Below are 14,161 nucleotides of genomic sequence, written 5' to 3'. Positions count from 1 at the left end.
CCCGGAGGGGTGCAGGGGCAGCGCCCCTGCCGGGGGTTTGGGGGGCGAAGCCCCTTTGCTCAGGCCCCGGGCGGAGGCGGGAACCAGTCCTCCGCCAGCACCTCCGCATCCAGGTCGAAACAGGCTTCCTCCGGCTCGGCCAGCCAGGCGAGGGCGGGGCGGGGGTCGAGGCCGTCCCGCCGCAGATCGCGCTGGAAGATCCGCAGCGCCCGTGCCCAGACAGTGGCGGCAATCTCCGCACGCCGCACGCGCAGCGAGGGATTCTCCTCGAAGATCACGCCGATCTGGTCGCGGAGGCTGTCGATCTCCTTCTGCCAGCGCCGCTGATATTCCTGTGCCGGATGCCCCCGCAGCTTCGGCAGGTGCAGGATGATCTGCTGGACCAGGCTTTGCGCGGCGCCGCGCTGGGACCGGCCCATGCTCTCGATTTCCTCGGCCAGGCTGGCGATGTCGAGGGCGTTGGGCCGCAGCGCCTCCGGCCAGGCGCGCAGCCGCGCCGCCTGATCCTGCGTCCAGGCGTGAAAATCCCGTTCGTGGAGCTCGGCAGCCTCGGATATGGCGGGCTCGGATATGGCGGGAGAGCAAGCGCCCGGATTGGACATTTCCAGTTCGGCCCGCCCGGGCCTGCGGGGGACAGGCATCACGCCGCCAGCGGCAGGCTCGGCCGTTCCACCGCCTCCCGGATGAAGCGCACCAGGGGCTGGACGAGCTGGCTGCGCCCGGCGGCATCGCCGAACACCGCCATCTCCGCCACGCCCAGCTCCGGCAGCCCCTCCAGCTCCGCCAGCCCGCGCGGCAGCCCGGCGCGGCCCAGCACCGTCACGCAGAGCCCCGCCTCCGCCGCCGCCGCCAGGCCGAGCAGGCTGGCCGAGGTAAAGACCACCTCGAAGGCGAGGCCCGCCCGGGCCAGGGCGGCCAGCGCCCTTTCGCGGAACATGCAGCCCTGGGGCAGCATGGCCAAAGGCAGGGGCCGCCCCTCCGGCACCAGCCAGCCGGGCGCCGCGGCCCAGATGACGGTCTCGGTCCAGATCGGGCTGCCCAGCGTCTCGCCATCTCGCCGCTTGCCGAGGACGAGGTCCAGCGCCCCCTTCTCCTGCGCCGCGCGCAATTCGTGGCTGCGGCCCACCTCCACCTCCAGCCGCAGCTCCGGGAAGGTGGCGGCGAAGCGGGCCAGCACGGGGGCCAGGCTGCGCGGCAGGAAATGGTCGGCGACGCCAAGCCGCAGCCGCCCCGTCACCGGCGGCGCCACCAGCCGCCGCACCGCCTCGTCGTTCAGCGCCAGCATGCGGCGGGCATAGGCGAGCAGCGTCTCGCCATCCCGCGTCAGCACCACGCTGCGGCTGGTGCGGTCCAGCAGGCGGCGGCGGCAAAGCTCCTCCAGCCGCTTGATCTTCAGGGAGACCGCGGATTGGGTCAGGCCGAGCGCCTGGCCGGCGGCGGTGAAGCCGCCCCGCTCCGCCACGGCGGTGAAGGCGCGGAGCAGGTCGAGGTCAAGGTCGGGGATGCGCATGGCATGAGGATCCCTCATGCCATGCGCGGGATCAATGAGGAAGCGTCAGGGATCAGATGTCCTCGTCGCCGCTCCCGCCATCATCATAGCCGCTGCCATCGTCGTAGCCGCCGCTGCTGTCGTCATAGCTGGCCGGGGTGGCGTCGGACTGGCTGAAATCCTTCTCGGCGCCGCCCCAGGCGGATTTCTCGCCGCCATCGGCGCCCCAGCCCGCCGCCGCCGCAGCCGCGCCGGGATCCGACCAGGGGGAGGCGGCGGGCAGGGCGTCGGCCGCGCCGCCGGCCAGGTCCGTCGCCGCCGTGGCGGCGCTGGCGCCGTGCTGGGAGAAGGCGTTCATCAGCATGTTGCCCAGCACCATGCCGCCGGCGACGCCCGCCGCCGTGGTCAGCGCCGTGCCGAGGAAGCCAGGGCCGGAGCGCTGCGGCTGCAGCATGCCGGGGTTGTAACCCGGCGGATAGACCGGCTGGGGCGGCGGCGGCATGGGCGCCGCCGGGCGCTGATTGCCGCCGCCGCCGCCGAACATGCCGCCGAACAGCCCGCCGCCGCGCGGCGCCTGTTGCGCCGCCTGGGCCTCGCGCCGGGCATTCTCCAGCTCCCACTCCATCTGGCGAAGGCGGTTCTGCGCCTCCACCAGCGCCGCTTCCTGGACGAAGGCGGTCTGGGCGATGCGGTAGCGCGCTTCCGGGTAGCGGGCGAAGAGGTCGGCGATCAGCGCATCCGCCTCTCGGTCCACCGGCGGCAGGTTAGGGGCGGTCTGCGGCACGCTGCCGCCGCCCCAGGGCCGAGCGGAGGCGGAGGCGGAGGGCGCCGGTGCCACCCCGGCAATCCGCTCGACGAATTGGGTGATGATCCGGCGTTCCTCGTCGTTCATGGGGTCCCTCAGCCTCCTGGCCCCGCGCGATGCGGGCCACGGCGGCGAGGTGGCCCGGCGCTGTGGGCGTTTCAAGCGTCGAAACGGTTAAAGATGAATTTTAGGCAATGTGATCGGGAAGCCCCAGCCGGCGCCATTCGATGACGGGGCAGCGATCCTGGACGAAGCGCAGCCCGGCGGCGCGGGCGCGCTCGCCGGCGGCATCGTCCCGGACGCCGAGCTGCAGCCAGACGGTGCGGGCGCCGAGGCGGATCGCCTCCTCCACCACCGCCCCGGCATCCTCGGAGCGGCGGAAGACGTCGACCATGTCGAGGGGCCCGACCTCCTCCAGCCGCGCCGCCACCGGGCGGCCATGGATGGCCTTGCCGGCCAGGCCGGGATTGACCGGCGTCACCTCATAGCCGCGGGAGACCAGGAAGCCGGCGACGCCGAAACTCGGCCGCTCCGGCTTTTCGGAAGCGCCGACCACGGCGATGCGACGGGTGGTGAGCAGGATGTCGCGGATCTCGTCATCGGTCATGGCCATCTCCTTCGTGCCGGGGATAACGCCGCGGCGGCGGAATCGGCAAAGCGCCGCGCTTGCCTTCGCCCGCGCCGCCCGGCATCTGTGCCGCGGGGGCCTGTAGCTCAATGGTCAGAGCGGACCGCTCATAACGGTTTGGTTGCAGGTTCGAGTCCTGCCGGGCCCATTCGCCGAACGGGGCTCCGCCCCTTGGCGGCAGCGCCGCCAGGCCCTGCCGCCAAGGGGGCTCGCCCGATCCCGACCGAAGGTTGGGCCAGCCGATTCGCTAGGTCCCCGGCCGGGGCGCTACCCAGCGCCGCCGCGCGGAGGCCGTGCGCCGCGTCACGACGCCTCCTTGGAGAGCCTGTCGAGCGTGGGCACCGAGGCCGGCGCGCTCAGGCGGCCAATCCTTGGCTCCCCGGGCCTATTGACCGTATCGGGCCGGACATGGCCAGGCCGATACGGATCCAGCTTCTGCAGCGGGAAGATTGGGGGCTCTGCCCCCAAACGCCCGCCGGGGAGGGGACCCCTCCCCGGACCCCGGTGTGAGTCTGCGGGTCCAACCCACGGGCTGAAACTCAAACCGGGGTCCGGAGGGTCGGCGGCACTGCTGCCAACGGGCAGCGCCCTCTTTCCCCTTCCCCGAAAACACCAACCGCGCCAGGGCTTTCGCCCTGGCGCGGTTGGCTCGGCTGGCTGGGGCAGGGGGGCGCCCAGCCAGCGGGCGGCTGAGAGGAGAGGGGCTCAGCCGCCGTGACGGGCCGGAGTGCCGGCGAGGCTGGCATGGCCCGCCGCCGGCACCTCATAGACCAGCTGGCGATCGACGCCGCCGCCCACCAGCCGGGCGACCAGGCCGCTCGGGGCGGCGCTCACCACCGGGCCGGTATAGGCGACGCGGGTGTTGTCGCCGCCGCCGAGCAGGGTGGCAGCGCCGCCGCCGGTCACGTTCGCGCTCGGCGCGTCATAGGCAAGCTCGGCATTGTCGCCGCCGCCGATGAGGCGGGGGCCGGCAGCCTGGGCGCCGGTGAGGGTGGCGAAGGCCAGGGCGGAGGCCAGCAGAGCGGTGCGGATCATGGAAACATCTCCTTGGAGAGCTGGCGCTGGCCGGGTTGGCCGGGCGCCGCGTTGGTTGGCCTCTTGATACGCGGCGATTAGATCGTGCACGATAGACAAGACTGCATGGCTGCCATGCGCTTATGTCCTTCACGCGTTTGTCGTGCACGATTTATATGCCTAGAGTGGGATCGGTTGAGCTGCGCTCACCCGCCCCGCTCTAGCTCTTTGTTCGCTCGCGTGATTCACGGTTTCGGTCGATTCAACCTCAACCGATCACGCTCTAAGCAAGAGGCACAGTCACACGGCACCCTCCGAGGAGCCATCCCATGTCCCACCTCCAACCGCTGCCCAGGCTCGACGACTATCTCTGCTTCGCCCTGCACTCCGCCGCCCAGGCGGTCGGGCGGGCGAACAAGAAGGTGCTGGACAAGCTGGGCCTCACCTACCCGCAATTCCTGGCGCTGCTGGTGCTGTGGACGGAGGACGACCTGACCGTCGGGCAGATCGGCGACAAGCTGTTCCTGGAGAGCAGCACGCTGACGCCCCTGCTGAAGCGGCTGGAAGCGGCGGGGCTGGTCCGGCGCACCCGCGACATGGCGGATGAGCGCCAGGTGCGCGTCCGCCTGACGGAACAGGGCCAGGCGCTGCGCGAGAAGGCCAAGGCGCTGAAGCCTTACTGGGTCGGCGAGAGCTGCGGCGCCAACCCCGACGCAATGCGCGAATTGCGCGAGAAGGTCACCGCCTTCCGCGACAAGCTGATGCAGGCCGAGGGCTGATCCCCGCGCGGGCCCCCGGTGCGCTGCAGCCGGCCAGCCGGGACGGTTCCGTCAGGAGGCCCTGCCGGCCTCGGGCGCCCCCCTCCTGATCCTGCTCGCCGGCGGCGGAGGGGGAACGGAACCCGGTTTCCCCTAATGTCCTGCCCGCGAAGTTCGCTGGACTCCCAGCGAACGCAGCGGACAAGCAGGCCACTGAAAACAAAAGCTGATAGCCCGAGAACGAAGCCCGCAGGACTGCGGAATCGGGCCACTAGAGCGCGTCACACCGCAGTATAGCCCCCATCCACCGTCCAGGCCGCGCCGGTGACGAAGCTCGCGCGGTCGGAGCACATCCAGACCACCGCCTCGGCGATCTCGCCCGGCTGGCCCAGCCTGGCCATCGGCACCCGTGCCAGGATGCGCTCCCCGGCCCGGCGCATGGACTCCTCGGTCATCGGCGTCTCGATATAGCCCGGGCAGACCGCGTTCACCCGGATGTTGTCCGCCGCATGGTCGATGGCGGCCGTCTTCGTCAGCCCCAGCACCGCATGCTTGCTGACCGCATAGGCGGAAGACCCCCGCAGCCCCACCAGCCCGCCGATCGAGGCGGTGTTCACGATGGCCCCGCCGCCCTGCCGGCGCATCTGTGCCACCTCATGCCTGAGGCAGCGCCAGACGCCGGTGAGGTTCACGTCCAGGATGCGCTGCCAGGCCGCCTCCTCGATATCCGCCGTCGCCACGCCGATGGCGTTCACCTGGTAGGGCGCGATGCCGGCATTGTTGAAGGCGCAGTCCAGCCCGCCGAAGGCGTTCACCGTGGCCGCCACCATCGCGGCGACGGCGGCGTCGTCGGTCACGTCGCAGGCGATGGCGACGCCCTGGCCGCCCGCTGCCTCGATGGCAGCCAGGGTCCGCTGGGCGGTCTCCAGCGTGAGGTCCGCCGCCGCCACCCAGGCGCCTTCCCGCGCGAAGGCCAGCGCCGCGGCGCGGCCGATGCCGGAGCCCGCCCCGGTGATCAGCGCCGATTTGCCTTCCAGCATGCCTGCCATGGTTTCTATGTCCTGCCCTGGAGGTCCTCGGCCGGGGCGGTGCCTACCCGCTTCGGGTCACGGCAACCGCTCCGGCCCCTTGCCGGGAGCCATCTCCCCCGGACGGCCTCAGCCGGAGGGGGATACCTGCCCCGGAACCACAATGCCCGGCGCGCCTGGTATCCTGCCCGCGAAGCCCGCCGGATTTCCGGCGAACGGAGCGGACAGGCAGACCTTTGAAGACACAGGCCGGCGTCCGGAGCCGCAGGCCTGCGGACCGGGGGCACCGAGCCCGCCGGACCTATCCGCGGGCCCAGCCAGCCGGACGCTGCCCCGGACCCGCGCAAGGCCCGGTGCGGTCAGCCAAGCCCGGCCGGCGCCACCGCCGGAACCGCAAGCTCCGGAAGCACAGCCAAAGGCCCGGGGCCGCAGCGCCCCGGCCTTCACCATCAACCATGCGCCCAGTGATGCGCCACGGCCAGCGCCGCCTGCCGCAGCGCCAGATCGGAGGCCGGGACGAATTTCCCCATGGTCAGGAAGGCGTGGATCTGGTCGGCCATATGGATATGCGTTACCCGCACGCCATCCGCCTCCAGCCGCCGGGCATAGGCCGCGCCCTCATCCACCAGCGGGTCGTAGCCGGCGGTCATCACATAGGCGGTCGCGGTCCCGGCGAGGCTGGCGGCACGCAGCGGCGAGGCCTGCCAGTCATAGCGCCGCGCCTTCTCCGGCACGTAATGGTCGATGAACCAGCGCATGGTCTTGTCGGTCAGGATCAGCCCCTCGGTGAAGCGCTGATAGGCCGGGTGCTCGCCCGCCATGTCGGTGGCGGGGTAGAGCAGCATCTGGAATCCCACCGGCGGCAGCTCGCCGTCGCGCGACATCAGCGCCAGCACCGCGGCCAGGTTGCCGCCGGCGCTGTCCCCGCCCACCGCCAGCCGGGCGGGGTCGAGGCGCAGCGCCTCCACCTGCGCCGCCACGAAGCGCAGGGCGGCGGCGCAATCCTCCACCGCAGCCGGGTAGGGATGCTCCGGCGCCATCCGGTAATCCACGGCGATGACGCAGCAGCGCGCCGCATTGGCGAGGAGCCGGCAGGGCTGGTCATGGCTGTCCAGATCGCCGATCACCCAGCCGCCGCCATGCAGATAGAGCAGGCAGGGCAGCTTCTCCGCCGCCGCCGTGCCGGCGGCGCGGTAGCGGCGCAGCCGGATGGGGCCGCGCGGGCCGGGGCATTCCATGTCCTCGCACTCGGCCACCGCTTCCCCCTCCGGCTGCAGGATGGTGCGGGATTTGGCCGAGGCCTCGCGCGCCTCGGCGGGCGTCAGCGTATGGATCGGCGGCCGGCCGAGCTGCTTGATGAGGTCGAGGACGCTCTGCGCCCCGGGGTCGATCGGCATGGGGGTCACTCCGTGAAGGCAAGGATCGCCGCGGCCACCGCCTCCGGCGCGTCGAGCTCCGCCAGATGGCCGGCGCCTGGGATGATACGCGTCTCGCTGGGGCCGCCCAGCAGGCCGGCGATGCGGGCGGCGTAGCTGCGCGGCATGATCCGGTCCTGCTCCCCCCAGAGCAGCAGGGTGGGGGCGGAGACCAGCGGCAGGCGCTTCTCCAAGCGGGTATTGCCCAGCGGCCAGAAGATGCGGGCGGCGGCCTCGCTGGCACGGGTCTGCTCGATCGGCCATTCCACGGAATTGGCGCCTTCCGGCACCGCCTTCAGCGCCTTCCAGCGCTCCGGGTCGGCGGTCAGCAGGCCGGGCAGGTCGGTCATGCGCTGGGCCCAGGGGTCGGTGGGCGGGTCCCTCTCATCGAACAGGCCGAAGGGGGCGATGAGGGCCAGCTTCCGGCGGGTTTCCGGCCAGAGCGCCGCGACCTCCGCAGCGAGGGAGGCGCCGACCGAGCTGGCCGCCAGATCGGCGCCATCCAGCCCCGCGGCGCCGAGGAGGCGGCGGGTGGCCAGCACCCAGTCCAGATGGGTGTCGAGCACCGAATGGCCGCGATCGCCGCCCGGGAAGCCCGGCAGGGAAGGCACGATGACGGTACGCTTCGCCGCCAGCGCATCGAGGAAAGGCACCCAGCGCGGCAGCCCGCCGAAGCCGGCCAGGAAGCCCAGGGGCTTGCCGCTGCCCTTGCGCCAGATGCGGGTGGGGAAGCCGTTGATCTCGACAGTGAGCAGTTCGGGCTCGGTCACGCGCGAACTCCGTATGGCTTGGACGTTGTTTTCGTTGGGCGGGCCGATCGTCCCGCTTTCTCGCGCGAAAACCTAGCAAGCTACCGGATGGGCGGGCAATGGGGGGCAACCGTCACGGCTGCCCTGCAAGGCCGGTTTTGGAAGCACAAGAATAAGGGGAGGAAGGACTGGGACTCTGCCCGACGTACCGCCCCCGCCAAAGCCGGTGGGGGCTTCGCCCGTTGGCGGCAGTGCCGCCACCCCCCGCCGAGGGGTGGCCCCCGACCCCGGTTCAAGTCGGCAGGTTCAACCGTCGGGTCCAAGACTCAGACCGGGGTCCGGGGAGGGGTACCCTCCCCGGTGGGGGGGTTGGCGGCACTGCCGCCAACGGACAAAGCCCCCGACCTTCACTGCCATGCCCATGGGGCGGAGCCCCATTCACCCCCCCGGGCGCTCCCGCCCCTCGCCCACCACCACCGGCTCCAGCATCGTCTCCGCCTCCCGCTCCAGCCGCCAGTAGGAGCGCAGGGAGAAGGGCAGCATCCCGGCATAGATCAGCCCGCCGCCCGCCAGCGCCGCCCAGGGCTCGGTCAGCAGCACCGCGACATAGCTACCGACGCCCAGCAGCAGCGGCAGCACATAGCCCGCCGGGATCTTGAAATTCTTGAAGCTCCAGGTCGGCAGGGTGGAGACCATCAGCGCCCCGACCGCCAGCAGGATCACGGCAGAGACCGCCGGGTGGCGGATCGCCGCCGCCAGCCCCTCCCAGCCCCAGGCGCCGAAGGCCAGGGCGGCGAACATCGGGAACAGCGCCAGCCCCGCCCCGGCCGGGGCCGGGACGCCGGTGAAGAAGCTCTGGGCGAAGGCCGGCTTGGGCGGCGGCCCGGCCAGCGGCACCGCCGCCACCTCCACGATGCTGGCATTGAAGCGCGCGAGGCGCAGGGCGGAGCAGACGGCGAAGAAGATGCAGGGCGCATAGCCGAAGCCGCCGCCGCCATGCAGCGACCAGAGGTAGAGGATCAGCCCCGGCGCCACGCCGAAGCAGAGGAAATCCGACAGGCTGTCGAATTCCGCGCCGAAGCGGGTGGTCGCCTTCAGCAGCCGCGCCAGCCGGCCATCCACCCCGTCGATCGCCGCCGCGACCACCACCAGCGCCGCCGCCTTCTCCCATTGCGCGTCCAGCGCCAGGCGGATGGCGGAAAGCCCGGCGCAGAGGCCGAGCATGGTGAGGATGTTCGGGATCAGCCGGTTGAAGGAGAGGCCGGCGAAGCGCGGCCGGGTACGCGGGCGGAAGCGGCGCAGCCTGCCGCGCAGCCCGGGCGGGCGTTGCGCGCCGCTCATGCCGCCGCCCCCGGCGCCGCGACGCTCAGCTCCGCGATCACCGTCTCGCCGCCGATCATGGTCTGGCCCTCCTCCACCAGCGGCTTCACGCCATGCGGCAGATACACGTCGGTGCGGCTGCCGAAGCGGATGATGCCGAAGCGCTCGCCGGCCTGCACCACATCGCCCTCGCGGATGTCGCAGAGGATGCGGCGCGCCACCAGCCCGGCGATCTGCACCACGGCGAGATCGCCGCCAGCCGCCAGCTTCAGGGCGATGGCGTTGCGCTCATTCTCCTCGCTGGCCTTGTCCAGGTTGGCGCTGAGATAGGCGCCGTGGCGATAGGCGATGCGCGTCACCGTGCCATCCGCCGGCACCCGGTTCACATGCACATCGAGGACGGAGAGGAAGATCGCCACCCGCCAGCGCGGCGCCGCATCCAGCCCCAGCTCCGCCGGCGGCACCGCCTGGACGATGGAGACGACATGCCCATCCGCCGGCGCCAGCACCAGATCCGGCCGGTGCGGCGGCACCCGTTCCGGGTCGCGGAAGAAATACAGGCAGAACAGGGCGAAGATCGCCCCCAGCCAGAACAGCCAGGCGCCCAGCCAGAGCAGGCCGAGCAGGGCGACGACGGCACCGCCGAGGATGAAGGGACGGCCGGCCGGGTGCGGCGGGGCCAGCACCAGGCTGAGGCTATGACCGAGGGACATGCGCGCGGTTTATCCTGCGTTCACCTGTCCGCGGCAAGTATTCGCGGCATGTCGCCCCTGCCCCTCGGCCCCTTCGCCGTCCATCGCGACGGCACGCTCGACACGCGCGAGCCCGATGTGCGGCCCGCCATGCGCTTCCATTGGCGCGGCCGGCGCTGCGAGGCGGGGTTCTCGCCCCGCGGCCTGCAGCTTTCCACCATCGCCGCGCGGGTCCCCTCCACGGCCGACCGGGCGGTGGACCGGCCCCGCGCCTTCGCCACCCTGGCGGAAATGCGCAACGCCCTGCCGGAAGGCTGGCGGCTGCGGCTGCTGCCGGACCACCGCATCCGGATCGAGGCGGAGGCGCCCTTCGCCGATCCGCCGACGGCGGTCAGCCTGGTCTCCTCCATGGTGCGCTTCGCGCTGGAGATCGACCCCTATCTGGACCGGCTGGCGCTGGGCGGCACCGCCGATGTCGGGGTGGCGGCGATGGGCGCGTCCGGCACCTGAAACACCTGGCCGGGGTAGATCCAGCGCGGGTCGCGGATCTGGTTCTTGTTGGCCTGGTAGATGACGGTGTAGCGCACCCCGCGGCCATAGACCCGGCGGGCGATGCGCCAGAGATTGCTGCCCGGCTGCACCACGGTGCGGCCATCCACCACCGCCCCGTCCTCGATGCGGTCGCGCTGGAAGGGCACCTCGATCCGCGCCGCGACGGTGCCGGCATCGGCGAGCTGGTCGACGCGCAGGGTGTGGCGGCCGACCGGCGGCTGGTGCTCCGGGGCAAGCTGCCAGCGGCCGGAGGCATCGGCCACCGCATCGCCCGCATGCTCGCTGCCGACATAGACCCGCACCCGGGCGCCGGGGGCGGCGCTGCCGGCGAAGCGCATGCCGCCGGCCTCGTCGTAATCCACCACATCCAGCTCCAGCCGGCGGCGGGCGGGGTCGCCGGCGGGGGCCTCGCCCTGCAGCAGGCGCGGCGCGGCGGCGGGGCCGCTGGTGGGGGGCAGGAGCAGGGCCCGGGCCTGGGCGGAAGCGGCCTCGGCCGAGCCGGCGGCACCGGCACCGGGCAAGGCGCCGTCAGGCGCCGGGCCGGCCGCCTCGGCGGCGAGCTGGCCGCCGGCGCCCGGCTCGGGCCGTTCCGCCAGGGCGGCCGGCGGGGCGGGGACGATCAGCAGCACCGTCTCCTGCGCCGGCACCGGATCCTCCCCGGCGCGGCGGGCGGTGAGGGCGAGCTCGCGCAGCCCGGGGGCCAGCGCCTCCCCAGGCAGGATGACCCATTCGCCGCGGGCATCGGCCCGGGTGCGGCCGATCTCCCGCCCGGCTTCCAGCAGCACCACCTCCGCCCCCGGCGCGGCGCGGCCGGCGGTGACGAGCATGCCGCGGGCGCCCACCCGGGCGACGTCGAAGCGCGGCGCATCCGGCCGCGCTTCCGGCGTCACCGCCGGGGCGGCGATGCCCGGCACCGGGACGGCGGCCGCGGCCGGGGCGGTGGCCTGGGGCTGCGGCGTGGGGACCGGGCGCAGCAGCCCCTGCCCCCGCTCGGACATCACCGTCCAGAGCAGGCCGCCCGCCGCCGCCACGCCGATTCCGGCCGTTGCCAATTGCCGAGTGATCACCGCCCCCACCGCCCTGCGAGTCAGGGCCCAGCATAGGCCAGATATCCGGCCGGTGCAGTGGCTTGCCGGGCCTCGGCGGGAAAAAACCTCGGGGGCGGAAAACCCCGGCGGCGACGGGCCGCGCGGGCCGCCTTGCCTTGCCCCCGGCAGCCGTGCTTCCCGGAATGGTCAGGCACGGAGCGGCAGGCATGGCGGCGGAGACGGAAGGCCCGGCGGAGGCAGTGCGGCCGGTGAAGGTGTGGGATGGCTGGGTGCGGCTCTGCCACTGGGTCATCCTGGTGCTGCTCGGGCTTAGCTGGTGGAGCGTGCAGGCCGGGCGGATGCAGATCCATTTCCTCTCCGGCTATGCCGTGCTGACGCTGGTGCTGTTCCGCCTGGCCTGGGGGGTATTCGGCTCGGAGACGGCGCGATTCCGGCATTTCCTCCGCTCCCCGGTCGCGGCGCTGCGCCATCTGGCGGAATTCCGCCCGGGCAAGCCGGACCGGGAGGTGGGGCACAATGCCGCCGGCGGCTGGATGGTGCTGGTGCTGCTGGGGTTGCTGCTGGCCCAGCCCCTCACCGGCCTGTTCGCCGATAGCGGCTACGGCGATTACGGGCCGCTGGCCAAGCTGGTGGAGAGCGATGTCAGCGACCGGCTGACCGGGCTGCACCACCGCATCTTCAGCCTGCTCCAGATCGCCGTGCTGCTGCATGTGCTGGCGGTGCTGGCCTATGCGCTGGTGAAGCGGCACGACCTGGTGCGGCCGATGGTCACCGGCTGGAAGCGGCTGCCGGCGAGCATCCCGGCGCCGCGCCTCGGCTCCCCGCTGCTGGCGCTGCTGCTGCTGGCGGCGGCGGCGGCGATCGTCTTCGGCCTGAGCTCGCTGGGCTAGAGCGGTTTCACGCTGACTGTGCAGCGCGAAACCGCTCCAGCTTATGGATTGTAGAGCAGATTCACGCCTCCGGGCGATGCCGCCCTCCGGCGATCTGCTCTAGCCTGCCGCAAAGCGGCCGGGCAGCGCCAGGTCCGACAGCCTTCGGCCAGGTGCTGGCGGCGGCTGCAAAACTCCCGCCGGGGTCCGGGGACGGGTCCCCTCCCCGGCGGAGTGCCGAGGGCGGCGCCCTCTGCCTGGGGTTGGCGGCATTGCCGCCAACGGGCAAAGCCCCCGCCCCCGCCCCCGCCCCACCTCAGCGGGCGCGGTAATTGCGATGGCAGGCGCCGCAATATTGCGCGCCGGTCACCCGGTAGGCCTCGGCGAAGGCGGCGGCATCGCCTGCCGCGGCGGCCGTCCGCAGCGCCTCGACCTGGCCGACCATCCGCGCATTCACCGCCTGGAAATCCCCCATATTCTGCCAGATCTCCGGCCGCGCCTTGGTGTCACCGGCGCCGGAGCCGGCGGGGAACAGGCCCGGCAGGGTGCGGAAGAAGGCCAGCATGTCGTCCAGCCGCGGCACCAGGGCGCGGACATCGCCGCGCGCATCGGCCACCGGCTTCATCGCTTCCATATGCGCGCCCATGCGCTTCAGCCCTTCCCGCCGCTCGGCGATGACGTTGCCTTGCGCCAGCGCCGTGCCTGCGAGGCCCGTCAGGGCCAGCACCGCCACCCAATGCCTGATCCGCATTCGCCTCTCCCTGGGCTCCCGTCGGCCCGCGCGGCAGAGAGGACAGATTTCGCCCCGCCCTGGCAAGCCTCACCGGAACGGTCGTCCCGTTCGGCCGGAACGCCGGCGAGATGCCGGTGGGGCGGCGGCGCCGGACCGGCTATAGGGCGCCTGGCCGGAGCAGGGCGGCCATTCGGGGTGACCCTCCGGATGGCCGCCCTGCCCCGGAACCGTAAGGAACCAGAGCAGCTTATGCCCGGTCGGGCAGCCCCCAGGCGGGCCGGCCGGCGGGGCGTCGCCCTGGTGCCCTGCCTTCGCCGGTCCCGGGCCCTGCCCGGCGGCATCGGCAGGCCGCTGCAGACAATGGCCAGCGTCGCCCGGCCCCTGCGCCGCGGGATGCTGGCGGCCGAAGGAGAGTCGCGTGCCCCCTGCCATCCGCTCCGCCGCCGTGTTCTGCGGCTCCCGCCTCGGCGCCAACCCGGAATTCGCCCAGGCCGCGCGGGCGCTGGGCCAGGGCCTGGCCGCCCGCGGCATCACCCTGATCTATGGCGGCGGCGGCATCGGGCTGATGGGCACGGTGGCGGAGGCGGCGGCGGAGGCGGGCGGGACGGTGCGCGGCATCATCCCCGAATTCCTCACCCGGCTGGAACGCCCCTCCCCGCGCCTGGCGCAGATTGAGGTCACCGATTCCATGCATAGCCGCAAGCGCCGGATGTTCGAGCTGGCGGATGCCTTCGTGACCTTGCCGGGGGGGCTCGGCACGCTGGACGAGACGGTGGAGGTACTGACCTGGCGGCAGCTCCGGCTGCATGCGAAGCCGATCATCCTGCTGGATATCGGCGGCTGGGCGCGGCCGGTGGTGGCGCTGGTGGATGCGATGATCGCGCATGGCTTCGTCGCGCCGGACAACCGGGAGTTCTTCCGGGTGGTGCCGGATGTGCCGGCGGCGCTGGCCATGCTGGAAGCGGCGCCGGTGACGGCGGGGGGGCCTGCTGAAAGGCTGTAGTCGAGAGGGGCGTTGCGCCGTAAGGCGCGCCCTACGGCGCGACCCCTCTCGAGCTCA

16 protein-coding genes and 1 tRNA gene are annotated in these 14,161 nt (G+C 72.7%); 5 read left to right on the top strand and 12 right to left on the bottom strand.

Translation table 11 applies throughout. The features are described 5' to 3' along the window. Positions 1-59 precede the first annotated feature (59 nt). The 4 genes from E5N76_RS26290 to E5N76_RS26275 form a co-directional block, all read right to left on the bottom strand. Entirely contained in the window at positions 60-602 is a 543-nt protein-coding gene (locus E5N76_RS26290; RefSeq protein WP_187830420.1) for a DUF29 domain-containing protein, read from the bottom strand. 38 nt (positions 603-640) lie between these two features. Continuing rightward, the gene (locus E5N76_RS26285; RefSeq protein ID WP_149540801.1) at positions 641-1,510 is read right to left on the bottom strand and encodes a LysR family transcriptional regulator; all 870 of its coding nucleotides are present in this window, start codon (positions 1,508-1,510) and stop codon (positions 641-643) included. A gap of 52 nt (positions 1,511-1,562) precedes the next feature. Further along, entirely contained in the window at positions 1,563-2,381 is an 819-nt protein-coding gene (locus tag E5N76_RS26280) for a DUF2076 domain-containing protein (protein ID WP_149540799.1), read from the bottom strand. Positions 2,382-2,481: 100 nt separating this feature from the next. Beyond that, a complete protein-coding gene (locus E5N76_RS26275; protein WP_149540797.1) occupies positions 2,482-2,901 on the bottom strand; it encodes a CoA-binding protein in 420 nt (139 codons plus the stop codon). A gap of 96 nt (positions 2,902-2,997) precedes the next feature. On the opposite strand from E5N76_RS26275, the gene E5N76_RS26270 reads away from it, so the two are divergent. Next, positions 2,998-3,070, top strand: a tRNA-Ile gene (locus E5N76_RS26270). Positions 3,071-3,627: 557 nt separating this feature from the next. Here E5N76_RS26270 and E5N76_RS26265 read toward each other — a convergent pair. Then, complete coding sequence (locus tag E5N76_RS26265; RefSeq protein ID WP_149540795.1) at positions 3,628-3,957, bottom strand: hypothetical protein; 330 nt, start codon at positions 3,955-3,957, stop codon at positions 3,628-3,630. Positions 3,958-4,265: 308 nt separating this feature from the next. On the opposite strand from E5N76_RS26265, the gene E5N76_RS26260 reads away from it, so the two are divergent. Continuing rightward, positions 4,266-4,715, top strand: coding sequence for a MarR family winged helix-turn-helix transcriptional regulator (locus tag E5N76_RS26260; protein ID WP_149540793.1), 450 nt, complete (start codon positions 4,266-4,268; stop codon positions 4,713-4,715). A gap of 260 nt (positions 4,716-4,975) precedes the next feature. On the opposite strand, the gene E5N76_RS26255 is transcribed toward E5N76_RS26260, so the two are convergent. The 5 genes from E5N76_RS26255 to E5N76_RS26235 all read right to left on the bottom strand — a co-directional run bounded on the left by E5N76_RS26255 (position 4,976) and on the right by E5N76_RS26235 (position 9,919). Beyond that, a complete protein-coding gene (locus E5N76_RS26255; RefSeq protein WP_149540792.1) occupies positions 4,976-5,743 on the bottom strand; it encodes an SDR family NAD(P)-dependent oxidoreductase in 768 nt (255 codons plus the stop codon). Positions 5,744-6,171: 428 nt separating this feature from the next. Then, positions 6,172-7,119 carry an alpha/beta hydrolase gene (locus E5N76_RS26250; RefSeq protein WP_149540790.1) on the bottom strand — a complete coding sequence of 316 codons (948 nt, stop codon included), beginning with the start codon at positions 7,117-7,119 and terminating at the stop codon, positions 6,172-6,174. Positions 7,120-7,124: 5 nt separating this feature from the next. Next, positions 7,125-7,907: an alpha/beta fold hydrolase gene (locus tag E5N76_RS26245; protein ID WP_187830419.1), complete on the bottom strand. Its 783-nt coding sequence runs from the start codon at positions 7,905-7,907 to the stop codon at positions 7,125-7,127. Between the two features lie 417 nt (positions 7,908-8,324). Next, entirely contained in the window at positions 8,325-9,227 is a 903-nt protein-coding gene (locus E5N76_RS26240) for a CDP-alcohol phosphatidyltransferase family protein (RefSeq protein WP_149540786.1), read from the bottom strand. Beyond that, complete coding sequence (locus tag E5N76_RS26235) at positions 9,224-9,919, bottom strand: phosphatidylserine decarboxylase (protein WP_149540784.1); 696 nt, start codon at positions 9,917-9,919, stop codon at positions 9,224-9,226. The genes E5N76_RS26240 and E5N76_RS26235 overlap by 4 nt, the downstream gene beginning before the upstream one ends. Positions 9,920-9,967: 48 nt before the next feature. On the opposite strand from E5N76_RS26235, the gene E5N76_RS26230 reads away from it, so the two are divergent. Beyond that, positions 9,968-10,408 (top strand): hypothetical protein, encoded by a 441-nt coding sequence (locus E5N76_RS26230; protein ID WP_149540782.1) that lies wholly within the window; start codon positions 9,968-9,970, stop codon positions 10,406-10,408. Here E5N76_RS26230 and E5N76_RS26225 read toward each other — a convergent pair. Beyond that, positions 10,336-11,502: a LysM peptidoglycan-binding domain-containing protein gene (locus E5N76_RS26225; RefSeq protein WP_149540780.1), complete on the bottom strand. Its 1,167-nt coding sequence runs from the start codon at positions 11,500-11,502 to the stop codon at positions 10,336-10,338. The two genes, E5N76_RS26230 and E5N76_RS26225, sit on opposite strands and share 73 nt — an antisense overlap. A 203-nt stretch (positions 11,503-11,705) precedes the next feature. Between E5N76_RS26225 and E5N76_RS26220 the strand changes: the two genes are divergently transcribed. Continuing rightward, complete coding sequence (locus E5N76_RS26220; protein ID WP_149540778.1) at positions 11,706-12,389, top strand: cytochrome b/b6 domain-containing protein; 684 nt, start codon at positions 11,706-11,708, stop codon at positions 12,387-12,389. Between the two features lie 295 nt (positions 12,390-12,684). Here the strand turns inward: E5N76_RS26220 and E5N76_RS26215 are convergent, their stop codons facing one another. Further along, entirely contained in the window at positions 12,685-13,119 is a 435-nt protein-coding gene (locus tag E5N76_RS26215; RefSeq protein ID WP_149540776.1) for a c-type cytochrome, read from the bottom strand. 400 nt (positions 13,120-13,519) lie between these two features. Here E5N76_RS26215 and E5N76_RS26210 point away from each other — a divergent pair, with 400 nt between their 5' ends. Continuing rightward, positions 13,520-14,104, top strand: coding sequence for an LOG family protein (locus E5N76_RS26210; RefSeq protein ID WP_149540774.1), 585 nt, complete (start codon positions 13,520-13,522; stop codon positions 14,102-14,104). Positions 14,105-14,161 lie beyond the last annotated feature (57 nt).

Source organism: Siccirubricoccus phaeus, from assembly GCF_008360935.1.
Lineage (GTDB): Bacteria > Pseudomonadota > Alphaproteobacteria > Acetobacterales > Acetobacteraceae > Siccirubricoccus > Siccirubricoccus phaeus.
The sequence above is the reverse complement of the archived record's forward strand: the minus strand, read 5'-3'. Positions and strand labels throughout refer to the sequence as shown.

Bases quoted from the DNA above. Each gene is read 5' to 3' on its own strand.
- E5N76_RS26215 (WP_149540776.1), bottom strand. From the start codon at position 13,119: ATGCGGATCAGGCATTGGGTGGCGGTGCTGGCCCTGACGGGCCTCGCA.
- E5N76_RS26235 (WP_149540784.1), bottom strand. From the start codon at position 9,919: ATGTCCCTCGGTCATAGCCTCAGCCTGGTGCTGGCCCCGCCGCACCCG.
- E5N76_RS26280 (WP_149540799.1), bottom strand. From the start codon at position 2,381: ATGAACGACGAGGAACGCCGGATCATCACCCAATTCGTCGAGCGGATT.
- E5N76_RS26220 (WP_149540778.1), top strand. From the start codon at position 11,706: ATGGCGGCGGAGACGGAAGGCCCGGCGGAGGCAGTGCGGCCGGTGAAG.
- E5N76_RS26255 (WP_149540792.1), bottom strand. From the start codon at position 5,743: ATGGCAGGCATGCTGGAAGGCAAATCGGCGCTGATCACCGGGGCGGGC.
- E5N76_RS26230 (WP_149540782.1), top strand. From the start codon at position 9,968: ATGTCGCCCCTGCCCCTCGGCCCCTTCGCCGTCCATCGCGACGGCACG.
- E5N76_RS26260 (WP_149540793.1), top strand. From the start codon at position 4,266: ATGTCCCACCTCCAACCGCTGCCCAGGCTCGACGACTATCTCTGCTTC.
- E5N76_RS26275 (WP_149540797.1), bottom strand. From the start codon at position 2,901: ATGACCGATGACGAGATCCGCGACATCCTGCTCACCACCCGTCGCATC.
- E5N76_RS26290 (WP_187830420.1), bottom strand. From the start codon at position 602: ATGTCCAATCCGGGCGCTTGCTCTCCCGCCATATCCGAGCCCGCCATA.
- E5N76_RS26250 (WP_149540790.1), bottom strand. From the start codon at position 7,119: ATGCCGATCGACCCCGGGGCGCAGAGCGTCCTCGACCTCATCAAGCAG.
- E5N76_RS26285 (WP_149540801.1), bottom strand. From the start codon at position 1,510: ATGCGCATCCCCGACCTTGACCTCGACCTGCTCCGCGCCTTCACCGCC.
- E5N76_RS26240 (WP_149540786.1), bottom strand. From the start codon at position 9,227: ATGAGCGGCGCGCAACGCCCGCCCGGGCTGCGCGGCAGGCTGCGCCGC.
- E5N76_RS26265 (WP_149540795.1), bottom strand. From the start codon at position 3,957: ATGATCCGCACCGCTCTGCTGGCCTCCGCCCTGGCCTTCGCCACCCTC.